This is a genomic window from Flavobacterium sp. ZT3R18, assembly GCF_007097385.1.
Classification (GTDB): Bacteria; Bacteroidota; Bacteroidia; order Flavobacteriales; family Flavobacteriaceae; genus Flavobacterium.
Genome location: NZ_VJZS01000001.1, coordinates 60,027 through 76,549, shown reverse-complemented (window position 1 = coordinate 76,549; position 16,523 = coordinate 60,027). Strand labels below are relative to the sequence as shown.

Sequence of the window (16,523 nt, the reverse complement as noted above, 5' to 3'; positions counted from 1 at the left end):
CGGAGAGTACTTTTAAATCAAAAAAAGACTAAACCATTTCACCCTTTCAGGGTTTATATGCAACGTCATGAAAATTCTATAATCATTGCACCCCTTCGGGGTTTTGAAAAATAATTCTGCTATTTATCTTTCACAGAATTCAGGATACAATAACAGAATAAAAAAACCTAGTAGATTTTATAATTTACTAGGGCTTTTAGTTATTCAAAACATTTATTTACAATTCTATTAAGGCAAAATAATAATTCTCTTTTTTTTCTCAAATTCGACCTTTTTGACTACATAAGTTTCCGACATAGAATCGTGCCATCCTCCTGCGGTACCACCTAAAAACGAAAAAGCCTCAAACGGAATGAATCTACAAAGTGTACGCTTCAAAATGGTTTTATAATTGGGTTTTGAACCGTCTTTCATAATCACATAGGTTTTGGTCAAGAATTTCGCGATTGAACGAGAGAAATACAGCTCGGTCAAATAATAGTAAAAACCAACAATGACAGCAAAAGAAAGCCCTTTTTCTGCTCTTCCCATAGTGCTAATCCAAGTTTTCAGAAATGAACTATTGGCAACATCCGCAAATATGGCTATTGTTGTTCCTATGGTAATCCAAATCACATATCCTATCGCTAAGTCCATGATTAAATTTAACAAACGCTGTCCTCTTGAAGCCAATAAATCATCTGTAACTGTAATTTTTTTACTTTCCATGTTTTCTGTTTTTTAATACAATAAACAAAACATACCAAAACTATAACTCACTCAAATATAAGGAATTATTTTTACAATTAGGAATTAGAAAAATACCAATTACCTTGTTTTTTATTGATCAAAAACTAAGATTTAGTTTGAGTCTAAAGCCTTTTGCTTTTCTATCTCTGCTTGAATGATGTTGTTTTTCACTTCTTTGAGCAAATGATTTTTCGCTTCCGCAAAAGTTACTTCATAAATACGAGTCACTTCCTGAAATTCTACGGGATATTTTGCGAGTAAGGTATCGTAATAATTATCCAAAACCACAGCGGAAGGAGCCGTAAATTCCAGTTGCATTTCAAAACGGCGCACTAATGCTTCGTCTATCATCTGGATTTGGTTGGTAGCAGCGATTAATACCGATCGATTGGGAAAATTATCAATCAATTGAATAATCGAGTTGACTACCCGTTTCATCTCGGTACTGTCTTTATTATCGTAATCCCGAATCTGACCTAGGGAGTCAAATTCATCAAAGAACAAAACCGAACTTTCGTATTGCACTTCTTTGAACAATCCTTCGATATTCTTGGAGGTTTCTCCCAATTTGGAAGAAACAATCCTGGAAAGATTGACAATGATTATTTTTTTGTCCAGTTTTCTGGCAATTGCTTTGGCGGTCATGGTTTTGCCACAGCCTGTTTTGCCATGCAACAGTATTTTATTGACCACAGGCAAGTCGTATTGCTCTAAAACTTGTTTGAATTGGTATTCCTTCAAGAACTGATTAATTTGCCCTGAAACGGCGTCATTGAACACTACATCTTCGAGATGGACAATGCTTCGGTCTGTAAAATATAATAAACTCAAGGGGATTTGATTTTAAATTAGTTTTTCACGGCAATCTGGAATAGCTCTAAAAACAAAGTTCATCATCATTTATTAATAGAAAAAACCAAAATTTCTTTAAATATCATCACAAATTAGATTTTTCATCACATCTTTATTCATTTTTTTTCAAAAATGTAATATCTTTGCAAAAGAATTATACATCGATAGATGTTTATATATTTGGATTGGGGTGTCCCCGGTCGACAATAAAGGCTGATTTTATCAGTCTTTTTGTTTTTACGGAAATATCTTTAATCCGTATCGTTTTCCATTTTTCGTGTAAAATTTATCTTTGATTAATTCATAAGAAATATTTACTCCTTCTGGAAATAAAATTTTTCTCGCTATAGGATAAGCCAATAAATCCGAAATTTGTAATCCGTTATTATTTTTTCTTTTATCAAGAAAACAATGCTTTACCGCGTATTTTTTCATTCGTTCCGCATCAACATAAAAAGTGCCAACTTGGTTTAATTTATTTAAATGATTGGCTAGTTTTGCATCTTCTTTTTTTCCTCTTTTTTCGATTATTATCTCTAAAGTATCACAATCCTGAAGTTCATCAAGACAAAAAATCGTTCTTTCTAATATAAATGAAAGAGCAATTTCATAAACATCATCTTCTAGTTTTCCATACTTTTTGATAAATGAAATTTTATCAATCGCCGAACAAATTATTTTGTAATTGCTCGAAGTAAGAATGCTATTCAGGTCGTTATAAAATTGCTCTTTTATTTTTAAATCGAATAATATCTTGAATTCATTATTACATTTTCTAATATCACGAGAATGTAAAATCACATTAGTGTTGTTCCAGTATTTAAGTTTTGTATTATTCACAACCAAATTGATTTTAGAAAACTCATTTTCTGAAATCAAAACACCACATAACAAAAACACTGGAAAACTCTCGTCAATAGTTTTCAACCCGTGATCTCCACTTTCGTCAATAAACAAATAATATTTCAATTTATTAAATTATTAACTTCCGCACATTTCGCAATCTTCAGGATCAGCGGCTTGTGCTTTGAGCAACATCGCTTTGAAATCCTCAACATCTATAGCTTCTGTTACTGGAGCATCTTCTTTTTTATCATTGTTTAATGTGAATTTGATAGCATCTACCGCAGCTTTGGTTCTCAAATAATACATACCTGTTTTCAACCCAGATTGCCAAGCGTAGAAGTGCATAGACGTTAGTTTTGAATAATTGGCATCTTGCATAAACAAGTTCAATGATTGTGATTGATCTACAAAATACCCTCTTTGACGAGACATATCGATAATGTCTTTCATAGACATTTCCCAAACGGTTTTGTACAATTCTTTCAAGTCTTGCGGAATCACATCGATATTTTGTACCGATCCGTTGTGACGCATGATTTCTTGTTTCAAGTTGTCATTCCACAATCCTAGTTTTACTAAATCGTGCAATAAATGCTTATTTACCACAATAAATTCGCCAGACAATACACGTCTGGTATAGATATTTGAAGTATACGGTTCGAATGCTTCGTTGTTACCCAAAATTTGAGAAGTCGAAGCCGTTGGCATTGGTGCAACCAATAAAGAGTTACGAACACCATGTTCTACCACTTCTTTTCTAAGCGAAGCCCAGTCCCATCTTCCTGATAACTCTTCATCTTTTATTCCCCACATATTGTGTTGAAATTCTCCGTTTGACATTGGAGACCCTTTGAAAGTAGAATACGCACCTTCTTCTTTGGCCATTTCCATAGATGCGGTACAGGCAGCAAAATAAAGGGTTTCGAATATTTCCTGATTTAACACCTTAGCGGCATCACTTGTAAAAGGCAAACGTAATAAGATGAAAGCATCGGCAAGTCCTTGTACTCCAAGACCAATTGGTCTGTGACGCACATTAGAATTTTCGGCTTCTTTTACAGGGTAGTAATTTCTGTCGATTACTCTATTTAAGTTACGTGTCACACGTTTGGTCACATCGTATAATAATTGATGATCAAATTTTCCGTTTTCAACGAACATTGGCAAAGAAATAGAAGCCAAATTACAAACGGCAACCTCATCACTCGAGGTGTATTCCATAATCTCGGTACACAAATTCGAAGAACGAATCGTACCTAGATTTTTTTGGTTTGATTTTCTGTTTGCTGCATCTTTGTACAACATATAAGGCGTTCCAGTCTCGATTTGTGATTCTAGGATTTTCTCCCACAATTCACGCGCTTTGATAGTTTTTCTACCTTTTCCTCTGTTTTCATAGTCAACATACATGGCTTCAAACTCGTCTCCATATACATCATACAACCCTGGACATTCGTTAGGACACATCAACGTCCAAGTAGTGTCTTCTTGAACACGTTTCATAAACAAATCCGATGTCCACATGGCGAAGAATAAATCTCTGGCACGCATTTCCTCTTTTCCTGTGTTCTTTTTTAGATCCAAGAAATCAAAGATATCCGCATGCCAAGTTTCGATATAAATAGCAAAACTTCCTTTGCGTTTTCCACCACCTTGATCTACATAACGAGCGGTGTCATTAAACACTCTCAACATTGGAACAATTCCGTTTGAAGTACCGTTTGTACCACGAATATACGAACCTGTAGCACGAACATTATGAATAGAAAGTCCAACTCCTCCTGCTGATTGCGAGATTTTGGCGGTTTGTTTTAAAGTATCATATATTCCATCAATACTATCGTCCTGCATAGCCAAAAGGAAGCAAGAAGACATTTGCGGTTTTGGTGTTCCAGCGTTAAACAACGTAGGCGTTGCATGGGTAAAGAATTTCTTCGACATTAAGTCATAAGTTTCCATAACCGATTTTAAATCTCCCAAGTGAATTCCAACAGAAACACGCATCAACATGTGTTGCGGGCGTTCGACAATTTTTCCGTTTATTTTTAATAAATACGAGCGTTCCAGAGTTTTAAATCCAAAATAATCATAGTTAAAATCTCTGTTGTATATAATGTGAGAATCTAAAAACTCCGCATTCTCCATAATCACTTGATGCACCTCTTCGGATAACAATGGCGATTCTTGGTTGGTTCTCGGATTGATGTAATGAAACATTTCATTCATCGTTTCGGAGAACGATTTTTTGGTATTCGAATGTAAATTTGATATTGCAATACGAGCAGCCAATTGTGCATAATCCGGATGAGCAATAGTCATTGAAGCTGCAGTTTCGGCCGCAAGATTATCCAGTTCTGATGTAGAGACTCCATCATACAAACCTTCAATAACACGCATAGCCACTTTAACTGGATCTACCAATTCGTTCAAGCCGTAACATAATTTTTTTATTCTATCTGTAATCTTATCAAACATTACAGGTTCTTTGTGGCCGTCTCTTTTTACTACATACATACTTTATCGAATTTATTTTATTAATGAATTGTGACTTACGAATAGTAGGAATCCATAATTCATTTTTTACTCAGTGTCAATCCATAATCCATTTCGATACTTTGTTTCATCTCATAAAAACAAGATGAAACAAAACGCCGTCATTTGTCCCGAAATTAATCAGACTGAATTAACTTAGTTTTCAGATTTGGGGGAATCTTATGAAAACAACTTAATTATACTTCTACTTTTTATTTATTCTTTGGAGCTATCAAATGTTTAGGAAACATTTTAAAACTCAAAACTGTATTTTAAAAATCAGCGTCGAAGCTAATTTTTTGGGAATCGCCTTCGGTAACTTTAACACCTGATTTTTGATATTCGGCAACTTTTTTCTCGAAGAAATTAGTTTTCCCTTGAAGTGAAATCATATCCATAAAATCAAATGGATTCGTAACATTATATTCTCTATCACAACCCAATTCCACCAATAATCTATCGGCAACAAATTCTAAATATTGGGTCATTAATACTGCATTCATTCCAATTAAACTTACCGGAAGTGACTCAGTAATAAATTCTCTTTCTATATTTAAAGCATCAACAATAATACTTCTAATTCTTTCTTTTGGCACTTTATTGATCAAATGGTGATTGTGCAAATGCACCGCAAAATCACAGTGAACACCTTCATCACGAGAAATCAACTCATTAGAAAAAGTCAAACCTGGCATCAATCCGCGTTTTTTTAACCAATAAATAGAACAAAATGCTCCAGAGAAGAAAATTCCTTCTACCGCAGCAAATGCAATTAGCCTTTCGGCAAAAGAATCCGATTCGATCCATTTCAAAGCCCAATCCGCTTTTTTCTTAATGGCAGGAAAAACCTCTAATGCATTAAACAAATCTGCTTTTTCGGCTTCATCTTTCACGTAAGTATCGATCAAAAGTGAATAGGTTTCGCTATGAATGTTTTCCATCATGATTTGAAAACCATAGAAAAACTTAGCTTCGGCATATTGTACTTCATTTACAAAATTCTCAGCCAAATTTTCGTTTACAATTCCATCCGATGCCGCAAAAAAGGCAAGAATGTGTTTTATAAAGTAACGCTCATCATCACTCAGTTTATTATTCCAGTCGTTCAAATCCTGTGAAAGATCAATTTCTTCGGCAGTCCAAAAACTAGCTTCCATCATTTTATACCACTCCCAAATATCATGGTGTTTGATAGGAAAAATCACGAAACGATTTTTGTTTTCTTGTAAAATTGGTTCAATTTGCGACATTGGATTGTATTTGTTTTTTTTTGAATTTTTAATGAAAATCGGTGCGAAAAGCGAACTACAAAGATTGTGAAATATTGCGGTTATTAAAAGTCAAACTTATTCACAATAGCTTATAGTTTTTAACAATAAATAACTATTGAAGCATTTTTCTTTCAAAGTTTAAAATATTGGAAACCAGCATTTTAAATACGTCAAAACTTCTTAAACTCCCGTAAAATATAGGTATTTTAAATAATAACCGACAATTATTTTTTGATTTTTTACGACTTGTTTTTTAACTCCTCAGCTACTTTATCAAGCTCTAAATACCAATCTTCGCCAAAGCGACGAATAAGGGCTTCTTTGACAAATTTATACACTGGAACTTCGAGTTCTTGACCTAACGAACAGGCTGCATCACAAATATCCCATTTGTCATAATTAACAGCAGCAAACTCGGTAAAATCTTTAACTCGTATTGGATACAAATGACAGGAAACAGGTTTTTTCCAATCTATTATTCCTTGATTGTAGGCTTGCTCAATTCCGCAAAGGGCAGTCTTACCATCAAAAATCACATAAGCGCAATCTTTGTTATCAATTAGCGGTGTTTCAAGTTCACCATCTACTCCATTTATCCAAGTTCCTTGTGCTTCAATAGCCTCAATTCCTTGTTTTCTTAAAAATGGTTTTACTTTTGGGTATATTTCCTCCAATATTTTTGTTTCTGCCAAACTCAATGGGGCTCCTGCATCGCCATCGACGCAACAAGCTCCTTTGCAAGCTGACAAATTACAAACAAATTCTTTTTCGAGTATATCCTCTGAGACGATGGTTTTTCCTAGTTGAAACATTTTGCAAAGGTAATCAAAGATTCAAGAAATGAAAGCAACACATAAATATAAGCGTAATAAACCAATCAAATTAACACTTTAAAAATAATTTACTTACATAAAAAGAACACCTAACTTATTAAAAACGTATCAACTAGATCGAATAAATAGTTTTTTAGGGCTATCTGTAAACATTGTGATTCCTTCATCAACAATACTTACAAAAAACCAAATTTGTTTTAGAAATATTAAAAAAAAACTACTCCTTGATTGACAGTTTCAAAAAGCAGATTTCTAAAAAAAATAGCACAATTTTTGATCTTATCTTATATTGCAACAAACTCCTAATCAATTTTATATATTTAGAATCAAAAATAAAATCAGAGAATTTGCAGTTACCTTTTTAAAAGCGAATATCTTTGCCAAAAAAAAAAGGATTTACAACAACTATTCACAAAAAAAACAATACTTATGCTGGATTTAAGTCTAAAAGAGATAATAACAGTAGGAATGGTACTTTTTGCCGTAATTGATATTGTGGGATCTATTCCTATTATTGTAGGATTGAGAGCCAAACACGGCCATATCGAATCTGAAAAAGCTTCTTTAGTAGCAGGATTAATAATGATCTTATTCTTGTTTATCGGAGAAGAGTTCTTAAGTTTGATCGGTATTGATGTGCATTCTTTTGCCGTAGCTGGTTCATTTGTCCTGTTCTTTTTGGCGTTGGAAATGATTTTAGGCATCCATCTTTACCGGGATGAAGAAGCGAGCTCCGCCTCGATTGTTCCATTAGCTTTCCCTCTAATTGCAGGAGCGGGAACCATGACTACTTTACTTTCCTTGCGTTCTCAATTTCATACCCTAAACATCGTTATTGCTATTGTACTGAATATCATATTGGTGTATATTGTTTTGAAATCTTCTGGAAAAATCGAAAAAATGTTGGGAAAAAATGGCCTCGGTGTGATTCGTAAGACATTTGGAGTAGTGCTTTTGGCAATAGCTGTTAAATTATTCGCTGCTAATGTTAAAGGTTTGTTTGTCTAAAAAAAAAAATTATAAATTTACCCCATAATATTTTATGTCCTAAACGTTGCCTCATTTTTCGACTCCAATTTTAATTATAAAATAGATTCAAAAAACACCAATTTTTACATAAAAGAAAAATTAAACCTATGAAACTTTTTACCAATATTTTAGTGCTTTTGGCAGTAGCGCTTCTTATTTTCAATATTACTTTAATCGATTTTCAAAATCCATTCAAAGGAGATAGCGTAGTAGCGTTTGTTGGTGTTGCCGCTTCATTTTGTGCTGTATTAATTCTTCTGATTTTTAGAATGTCTAAAAAAATAGTTGAAAAAATGAACGACAACGCATAATAGTGTTTGACGTATTAATCATAGGCGGAGGCGTTTCGGGCGTGTCGTGCGCTAAAGTATTAGGCTCTGCCCACAAAAAAATATTCGTTTCTGACAAGAAAATAGGAATCTTTACCCATCAAAAAACATCTTCTCTTCAAGAAGCCGTTTTAAACAATGCCTACGGAATTGCTCCGGGAAAATTAGGTTCTGATTTATTAATCGAAACCATCCAAAATTTATCGAATACGTATCCACATATTATTCAAATCCCTGAGGAAAAAGTATTAAAAATAGAAGGTCAATCTCCAGAATTTACCGTTTTCACAAACAAAAACAGTTACAAAACCCGAAATATTGTAGTAGGTATCGGTGCTGCCAATACATTTGCAATTGAAGGTTTAATGCAGTTTGTCGAACCCCATAAAAAAGCCCTTCCCGAAAAACAAAGAATCCAACTGAAAAATATCGACCATAAAGTTGCTGATGGAATTTATGTTGCAGGAACTCTTGCGGGATGGAGAAGCCAACTCGCCATTGCGGCCGGAAGTGGAGCTGCTGTTGCTACGGACTTACTTACTTTGTGGAATGATGGCATACAGACTCATTCACATGATAGTATTAGGAAATAATTTATCAACACCCACCTGCCTTATTGACTTTTCTGTTCAATTAGCGCTAAATAAATTCATAAAACATTGATTCTTAAATAATACCTCTAGACATCTCTTTTAATCATATATTTTGTAACTTTGAAATATCATAGTTTATTAATTATTTCGCACTGAACTAAAAAGATATTTACTCCCCATTTAAAGACGAAAAACATGCTAGTAAAAACGATTATTAAAGAAATAGAACGATTGCCATTACAAGAGCGTTTTTTTGTAATGGAGCAAACTTTAGAATCTATCAAAAAAGAAGAGTTAAAACATTCCAAAAAAAACAGCATTCTCAAGGATGATAACACCACTTCAACCTTTTCTTCTTTATTAGTAAATGAAAAATCATTAGAAAAAGATTGGCTATCCGATGAAGATAGTCGTTGGGATTCACTTTTACTTTCGCATGTATAAACAAGGAGATATTATAGTCGTTAAATTCCCTTCAACACCGCCTTTACCATGGCATCTTCTTTCAGTACCATTTCATAATAATATTTATCGCCATACAATTGACGGGCAAACTCGGCATTGATATATCTTTTTACCAAAGCCTTATTGTGGCCTAACTTTACAAACAAACCATTTTGGGTAAGGTATTTTTGAAAGTCATAGAAATACAAATCGGTTGCATTTATTTTATTCAAAAACTGTTCGAAAGTCAATTTTGAAAAACCGTTTCTATTCTTGTCTAATTGTTCGAATACAAAATGACCTACGATTCCCGACTGTAATAAATACGAAACATTTTCTGCTCCATGTTCAGCCTCCAAAGGCACAAAAACATCGGGCACAATTCCACCACCGCCGTAAACGATTTTGCCTTTTTTGGTTTTAAACTTTAAGGAATCAACCACCTTTATGCTGTCTTTTTTATACAACTCACCATGCAAAAAACGAGAATCCGATTCTTTGAAATAGGCTTCATTCCCTTTAGAATATGGCTTTTGAATAGACCTCCCCGTTGGCGTATAATATCTGGCAATAGTTAGTCGCACAGCAGAACCATCGTTGAAATCCATTTCTCGTTGTACCAACCCTTTTCCGAAAGAACGTCGTCCTACAATCGTTCCGCGGTCATTATCCTGTATGGCTCCAGCCAAAATCTCACTTGCCGAAGCACTATTTTCATTAATTAAAATAGAGACATTCCCGTTTTCAAAAACACCTTGCTTCGTGGCAAAAGTCTTTTCGATCACTCCATTTTTGCTTTTGGTAAAAACAATCAGTTGCTTGTCTTTCAAAAATTCATCGGCAATAGCAATGGCTTCTTCCATATACCCTCCCCCATTATCCCGAACATCGATAACCAGTGATTTTATGCCTTGTTTTTTTAAATTGGTCAATCCCGTTTTAAACTCATCAAAAGTTGTTTCGGCAAAACGATTAATCTTTATATATCCCGTTGTTTTGTTCAACAGTAAAGCAACGTCAACACTCTTTAGCGGTATAACATCCCGCTTGATGGTCAGCTTCATTTTTTTGCGTTCCGATTTTCGATAAACCGTCAATTCTATCTGAGAACCCGCTTCTCCTTTTAGCGCTGCAAACAAACTATCATTGGGCAACTTTCGGCCAAACAGCTTGGTTTTATCAGCATACAAAATACGATCTCCGGCTTTGATTCCTGCTTTTGCCGAAGGGCCATTTTTTACAGGATTTATGACTGCAACCGAATCCTTGTACATGTAAAAATTGATTCCAATCCCTACAAAATCGCCTTTCATAGTCTCGGCTATTTCCGATTGTTCGCTCGGCGGGATGTAGACTGAATGCGGATCAAGATGCGCCAAAATATTATCAACTGTAAGATTCACAATAGAATCCGTATTAACATCATCTACATATTCACTATCTATGAAATCGATCAGTTTGTCGAGTTTTTCTTTTGTATTCTTTTTAACTAAAAAACCATGCGTTTGAGTAGCATTAGACAAACTACCAATAAAAATACCAAGGGCAAAAATGCCGCCAATAAGTATAGGTAAATATTTGGTATCGTATTTCATTTTATCTTGACAAAAGGTTAAATTAAGTTTTTTGAAACCATTCAGATCACAGTTTTCAGTCGCAGTTTTCAGAGTTGTTCGTAAACATTGTAATTCTCTTTCTAAAAAAATTAGTTTTTTTTAGTGCTGTTTTTAAAATTAACACCCTTTTTCGACGGAAAACTGTCCTGATATCGGGAGGAAACTGAGACTGAAAACTGAGACTGAGACTGAAAACTAACTAAATAGCTACATTTTCTAATCTTCTTCTAAAACCGGAATATGTTCTACTTCAATCCCTGCTTTCAATAAAAATTGTATTCCGGAATCATCACGGTATCCGTTATGGTACACCACTCTTTTTATCCCCGATTGGTGTATTAATTTACTGCATTCTTTACACGGAGAAAGCGTGATATACAAAGTCGCCCCTTCGCAGGATTGTGTAGATCTCGCCACTTTTAATATGGCATTTGCCTCAGCATGCAATACATCCCAACGTGTTAATCCGTCTTCATCTTCACAGCAATTTTCAAATCCCGAAGGTGTACCATTATATCCATCAGAAATAATCATTCTGTCTCTTACAATAATCGCACCTACTTGCTTTCTTTTGCAATAAGACAACAAACCCCATTCTGTAGCAATCCTAAGATAAGCTTTGTCGTATTTATTTAACTTCTTTTTCTCCATAATTATTATCTCTTCCATATTTCATTTTCAAGTATCATTGGCAACACCACTCCTATTATAAATGCCGACATCACTAATGTCCAATCGCGTTTAGAAAATCTAAAAACGGTTTGAACGATATACGACAAAATCAAAACCACTATAACCACCACAATTTGTGCCGCTTCTATTCCTAATGCAAATTCGGCCATTGGCAATAATTTTGAGGTTGCGCTACCTCCTAATATGGTTTTAAAATAATTAGAAAAACCCAATCCATGAATGATTCCAAAGAACAACGTTATGATAAAAACCAAATTGACTCCACCATTTTTACTGGATTTCCCAGCCGTAAATAAATTATAAAAGGCGGTTATTAAAATCGTTATTGGTATGAGTAATTCGACCACATTTACTTTGACAGCGATAATTCCAAAAACAGAAAGAAACAGTGCTGTGGTGTGCCCTAAAGTAAACACTGTCACTAAAAGTAAAATTTTCTTCCAATCATTGAAAGAGAAAGGAACAGACAAGGCAATTAAAAACAAAACATGATCATAGGAATGTATATCCAATACGTGTTTTAATCCTATTTGAAAGTAAATCAAAAATTCTGACATCGATAAATTAATTAATATTGATATGGGTTGTAAACTTACGATTAATTTTGAAAATGGTGTATTTGATTAAAAAATCATTCTCTAAAATAAATAAAAAACAAAGGGCAATCGTACAAAAAAGTTGCGAAAAACAAAATCAATACTGAAAAAATTAATTATCTTTATGTCAAACCTTAAAACGAATCACTATGTCATTCTCAGAATTATTTGATAGCGAATTTAAACAAAGAAATAAAGGCCATTTTTCAGCAATTGTAAGGGTTGCGCTCGCTGACGGGACAATTAACCCAGAAGAAAAAGCTTTTTTGGACAGGCTCGCCAGAAATCTTGAAATTTCAAACGATGAATATAAAGAGATTTTGAAAAACCCTTTAAAATACGCCATCAACCCACCTTATCTACATGTAGAAAGACTGGAAAGATTGTATGATTTAGGTCGAATGGTACACCGAGACCATCAACTTGGAGACAACCAAGAAAAATTGTTAGAGAAATTTGGATTAGCTCTAGGGTTTACGCCAGGCAACGTCAATTATATTGTACACAAAGCACTCAAACTGATTGACAAAAATGTTGATCCTGACACTTTTATTTATGAGATGAAAAATATGAATAAATAAAAAAAGCTCCCAATTGGGAGCTTTTTCGGTTTGTTATTTTTGGCTTAAACTTGGTTTAATATTTACTCAATTTTGCTTTATGCATAAATTCTTCTGCTTTTTTAACCATATTTATGCTTCCGCAAAAGAACGGTACTCTTTCATGTAACTCCATTGGTTGCAATTCCATTATACGATTAAATCCATCAGAGGCTTTTCCTCCAGCTTGCTCTACAATAAAGGCCATTGGGTTACATTCGTACAATAAACGCAATTTCCCTTTTGGAGCTTTAGAGCTTGTGGGATAAATATAAATTCCTCCTTTGATCATATTTCTATGAATATCGGATACTAAACTTCCAATATAACGAGAGGTATAAGGGCGATCCCCTTCTTCTAGCTGACAATATTTAATATAATCTTTCACCCCTTGTGGAAAATGCACATAATTCCCTTCGTTGATCGAATAAATATTTCCATCCTCAGAGAATTGCATGTTAGGATGCGAAAGATAGAAAGTACCAATCGCTGGGTTTAATGTAAAACCATTTACGCCATGACCTGTAGTATAAACCAACATGGTCGAGGTTCCGTAAATCACATAACCCGCAGCCACTTGATTGATTCCCGGTTGCAAAAAATCGTCTAATGTTACCGGAGTTCCTATAGGTGTAATTCTTCTATAAACCGAAAAAATGGTTCCCACAGAAACATTCACATCGATATTAGACGAACCATCCAAAGGATCCATCAAAACTACATATTTATTGTTATGGCTACTGTCGCTTCCTTCAACTGTAATATAATCATCATTCTCTTCTGAAGCAATACCGCAAACAATTTCGCGATTGATTAAGGTTTGAATAAAAATATTATTGGCATAGACATCCAATTTTTGTTGGTCTTCCCCTTGAATATTTTGTTCTCCAGCAGCACCCACAATATCAACTAATCCCGCTTTGTTGACCTTGTAGCTAACCACTTTGGCCGCCAAACGGATAGAGTTGATAATTCTAGATAATTCTCCTGACGAATATTGAAAGGCATTTTGGTTTTCAATGATAAATTCTCCGAGAGTTTTGTTGCTTTCTTCCATTGCGAAATCGATGTAGTTAGTTTAAGTCACAAATATCGCTTTTTTTGTGAAAACGAAAAAAATAATAGTAACATAGTTTATCAGTATTGTATATTTGCTACATATTCGATAAAAACAACTCCCTAATTAATTGTTTTTTAATAATAAAGCAGGATAATAATACGAAATCATGAATATACGTAAAGGAAATAAAGAGGACATGGCGGGCGTTTTGGCACTAATACAAGAGCTTGCCGTATTCGAAAAGGAACCAGAAGCTGTTTTAATCACCGTTGATGACCTCGTTCGAGATGGTTTTGGCGCAAATCCTTTGTTTCATGTATTTGTTGCAGAAGTAGAAAAGGAGATTGTAGGCATTGCTTTGTACTATTATCGCTACTCTACCTGGAAAGGGAAAATAATACATTTAGAAGACTTGGTTGTAAAAGACAAAATGCGAGGAACAGGTTTAGGCTATGCTTTGTATTCTGAAATTATCAAGCAAGGAAAAAGAGACAACGTTCGTAGAATTGATTGGCACGTACTGGATTGGAACACACCAGCCATCGATTTTTATGAAAAGTCGGGGGCAAAGGTTCTTAAAAATTGGTATTTAGTACAAATGGACGAGGCTGCAATTAACGACTTTGTGGACAACAAACTGAGAAAATAAAAAAAATATTCGATTTACATTTGAGACTAAAATCTGAAATCTAATCCCGTCCCGATAATTATCGGGAGTTATCGGGAGAAATCTAAAAAATCATTATGAGAGTATTCAAATTTGGTGGTGCTTCTGTAAAAGATGCCGCAGGAATTAAAAACGTATATGACGTTTTGCAAAAAGTGGGCTACGAGGATGTGTTAGTTGTGGTTTCGGCTATGGGAAAAACCACCAATGCACTTGAAGAGGTTATAAAAAATTATTTTGACAAATCGCCAGAATTAAATTCATCGGTACAAGAGGTAAAAAAATACCACAATCAAATCTTGATGGATTTGTTTGAAGACGAAAAAAATGAAGTTTTTGCAGCGGTTAACACTCAGTTTGCAGATCTAGAATATTTCTTGTCGCATAACAAATCCCCAAATTATAATTTCGTTTACGATCAAATTGTAAGCTACGGAGAATTGATTTCGACTACCATTTTGAGTCATTTTATGTCTTTTATGGGGATAAAAACACAGTGGTTGGATGTCCGAAATTTCATAAAAACAGACGCAACTTATAGAGATGCCGAAGTTGACTGGGAATTGACCCAGAAAAACATCTCCAAAAATATAAAACGAAAAATATTGAATATTACCCAAGGATTCTTGGGTTCCGACGAAAATAATTTTACTACCACATTAGGCCGTGAAGGATCTGATTATACGGCGGCTATTTTTGCTTATTGCCTGAATGCCGAAAGCGTAACCATCTGGAAAGACGTTCCGGGCGTGATGAATGCTGATCCACGGTATTTTGAAAATGCAAGCTTGCTGAATCAAATTTCGTACCGCGAAGCTATTGAGTTGGCTTTTTATGGCGCATCGGTTATTCACCCTAAAACATTGCAACCTTTACAGAAAAAAGAAATTCCTTTGTATGTAAAATCATTTATCAATCCGTTATTAAAAGGAACTTCGGTTTCCAAAGGCGTTGATCTTGAGCCATATTTACCTTGTTTTATTGTAAAAAGAAACCAGCTGTTGATTTCATTATCGTCTATTGATTTCTCTTTTATTATGGAAGAGCACATTAGTGAAATTTTTGCTTTGTTCCACCAATTTAAACTTAAAGTGAATTTGATACAGAATTCGGCGATCAGTTTCTCGGTATGTGTAGAAGACAAATTTGGAAATTTCAATGACTTGAATGCCATTCTTTCTAAAAAATTCAAAGTAGATTTTACCGAAAATGTTACTTTATATACCATTAGACATTTTAGCGAACAAGCCGCCCAAACGGTAGAAGAAAACAAAACGGTCCTTTTAAAACAAGTCAGTAGAGAGACGATGCAAATTGTGACTAAAGAGAATTGATTCGCAAAATAAAAATTAAGGTTAATAAAAAAATGGAAGTCATTAATTCGGCTTCCATTTTTTTATTAAACCATAGCCAACGGTTTCAACCGTTGGAGACAATATAGAAAATCTAATATAAAAAAAACCATCTCTATACGTTACCCACGGTTGAAACCGTGGGATATAGTTCAATGTCAATAAGTATCATCTTTATCTGCTCCATGCCTTTTCTCTAAGCTCTTTGGCATCCATATCATAATCTTTCCAAATACCCGATGAAAGCGAAAACTCACTTTGTCTTTTTTTATCTTTAGGAGTACTGGTTTTTAACTCCGCATCAATGTTCCAAGTTTTCAGAAAATGAAGCAAGGCATCTAATTTGTTTTTTTCTAAATCGTTTTTAAAAATAAGTTGGGTCATAATTCTAAAAATTAAATTCTTACCAAAGTTACAACAAAATACAATTCGTAAATCATTTTCAACATCTCGTATTTAGCAACCGACTAATTAACACATTA

Annotated in this window: 18 protein-coding genes; 7 read left to right on the top strand and 11 right to left on the bottom strand. The window is 34.3% G+C overall.

Annotated elements, in window-relative coordinates; all coding sequences use genetic code 11:
• Positions 1-228 precede the first annotated feature (228 nt).
• From FNW52_RS00335 to FNW52_RS00310, 6 genes are all read right to left on the bottom strand, one after another.
• On the bottom strand, positions 229-708 hold the full coding sequence (locus FNW52_RS00335) for an RDD family protein (RefSeq protein ID WP_143375426.1): 480 nt from the start codon (positions 706-708) through the stop codon (positions 229-231).
• Positions 709-840: 132 nt separating this feature from the next.
• Positions 841-1,560, bottom strand: coding sequence for an AAA family ATPase (locus FNW52_RS00330; RefSeq protein WP_143375425.1), 720 nt, complete (start codon positions 1,558-1,560; stop codon positions 841-843).
• Positions 1,561-1,818: 258 nt separating this feature from the next.
• Positions 1,819-2,550 carry a DUF3800 domain-containing protein gene (locus FNW52_RS00325; protein WP_143375424.1) on the bottom strand — a complete coding sequence of 244 codons (732 nt, stop codon included), beginning with the start codon at positions 2,548-2,550 and terminating at the stop codon, positions 1,819-1,821.
• A 12-nt stretch (positions 2,551-2,562) separates the two neighbouring features.
• A complete protein-coding gene (locus FNW52_RS00320; RefSeq protein WP_143375423.1) occupies positions 2,563-4,941 on the bottom strand; it encodes a ribonucleoside-diphosphate reductase subunit alpha in 2,379 nt (792 codons plus the stop codon).
• A gap of 290 nt (positions 4,942-5,231) precedes the next feature.
• The gene (locus FNW52_RS00315) at positions 5,232-6,209 is read right to left on the bottom strand and encodes a ribonucleotide-diphosphate reductase subunit beta (RefSeq protein WP_143375422.1); all 978 of its coding nucleotides are present in this window, start codon (positions 6,207-6,209) and stop codon (positions 5,232-5,234) included.
• Positions 6,210-6,469: 260 nt separating this feature from the next.
• The gene (locus FNW52_RS00310; RefSeq protein WP_143375421.1) at positions 6,470-7,042 is read right to left on the bottom strand and encodes a DUF3109 family protein; all 573 of its coding nucleotides are present in this window, start codon (positions 7,040-7,042) and stop codon (positions 6,470-6,472) included.
• 450 nt (positions 7,043-7,492) lie between these two features.
• Between FNW52_RS00310 and FNW52_RS00305 the strand changes: the two genes are divergently transcribed.
• From FNW52_RS00305 to FNW52_RS00290, 4 genes are all read left to right on the top strand, one after another.
• Positions 7,493-8,071: a MarC family protein gene (locus tag FNW52_RS00305; protein ID WP_143375420.1), complete on the top strand. Its 579-nt coding sequence runs from the start codon at positions 7,493-7,495 to the stop codon at positions 8,069-8,071.
• Between the two features lie 128 nt (positions 8,072-8,199).
• Positions 8,200-8,403 (top strand): hypothetical protein, encoded by a 204-nt coding sequence (locus FNW52_RS00300; RefSeq protein ID WP_143375419.1) that lies wholly within the window; start codon positions 8,200-8,202, stop codon positions 8,401-8,403.
• Positions 8,404-8,405: 2 nt separating this feature from the next.
• Entirely contained in the window at positions 8,406-9,014 is a 609-nt protein-coding gene (locus FNW52_RS00295) for an FAD-dependent oxidoreductase (RefSeq protein WP_143375418.1), read from the top strand.
• Between the two features lie 195 nt (positions 9,015-9,209).
• Positions 9,210-9,458: a hypothetical protein gene (locus FNW52_RS00290; RefSeq protein ID WP_143375417.1), complete on the top strand. Its 249-nt coding sequence runs from the start codon at positions 9,210-9,212 to the stop codon at positions 9,456-9,458.
• A gap of 20 nt (positions 9,459-9,478) precedes the next feature.
• Here the strand turns inward: FNW52_RS00290 and FNW52_RS00285 are convergent, their stop codons facing one another.
• From FNW52_RS00285 to FNW52_RS00275, 3 genes are all read right to left on the bottom strand, one after another.
• Positions 9,479-11,053 (bottom strand): S41 family peptidase, encoded by a 1,575-nt coding sequence (locus FNW52_RS00285; RefSeq protein WP_143375416.1) that lies wholly within the window; start codon positions 11,051-11,053, stop codon positions 9,479-9,481.
• A gap of 237 nt (positions 11,054-11,290) precedes the next feature.
• Positions 11,291-11,725, bottom strand: a complete 435-nt coding sequence (locus tag FNW52_RS00280) for a dCMP deaminase family protein (RefSeq protein ID WP_143375843.1) — start codon at positions 11,723-11,725, stop codon at positions 11,291-11,293.
• A gap of 5 nt (positions 11,726-11,730) precedes the next feature.
• Positions 11,731-12,324, bottom strand: a complete 594-nt coding sequence (locus FNW52_RS00275; RefSeq protein WP_143375415.1) for a HupE/UreJ family protein — start codon at positions 12,322-12,324, stop codon at positions 11,731-11,733.
• Between the two features lie 188 nt (positions 12,325-12,512).
• Here FNW52_RS00275 and FNW52_RS00270 point away from each other — a divergent pair, with 188 nt between their 5' ends.
• Positions 12,513-12,944 (top strand): TerB family tellurite resistance protein, encoded by a 432-nt coding sequence (locus FNW52_RS00270; protein WP_143375414.1) that lies wholly within the window; start codon positions 12,513-12,515, stop codon positions 12,942-12,944.
• Between the two features lie 55 nt (positions 12,945-12,999).
• Here FNW52_RS00270 and fbp read toward each other — a convergent pair whose 3' ends face one another.
• Complete coding sequence (gene fbp, locus FNW52_RS00265; RefSeq protein WP_143375413.1) at positions 13,000-14,019, bottom strand: class 1 fructose-bisphosphatase; 1,020 nt, start codon at positions 14,017-14,019, stop codon at positions 13,000-13,002.
• Positions 14,020-14,188: 169 nt separating this feature from the next.
• Between fbp and FNW52_RS00260 the strand changes: the two genes are divergently transcribed.
• Both FNW52_RS00260 and FNW52_RS00255 read left to right on the top strand, forming a co-directional pair.
• Positions 14,189-14,671, top strand: a complete 483-nt coding sequence (locus FNW52_RS00260) for a GNAT family N-acetyltransferase (RefSeq protein WP_143375412.1) — start codon at positions 14,189-14,191, stop codon at positions 14,669-14,671.
• A gap of 95 nt (positions 14,672-14,766) precedes the next feature.
• Positions 14,767-16,023, top strand: a complete 1,257-nt coding sequence (locus FNW52_RS00255) for an aspartate kinase (RefSeq protein WP_143375411.1) — start codon at positions 14,767-14,769, stop codon at positions 16,021-16,023.
• Positions 16,024-16,215: 192 nt separating this feature from the next.
• On the opposite strand, the gene FNW52_RS00250 is transcribed toward FNW52_RS00255, so the two are convergent.
• Positions 16,216-16,425, bottom strand: a complete 210-nt coding sequence (locus FNW52_RS00250; RefSeq protein WP_143375410.1) for a hypothetical protein — start codon at positions 16,423-16,425, stop codon at positions 16,216-16,218.
• Positions 16,426-16,523: the final 98 nt, after the last annotated feature.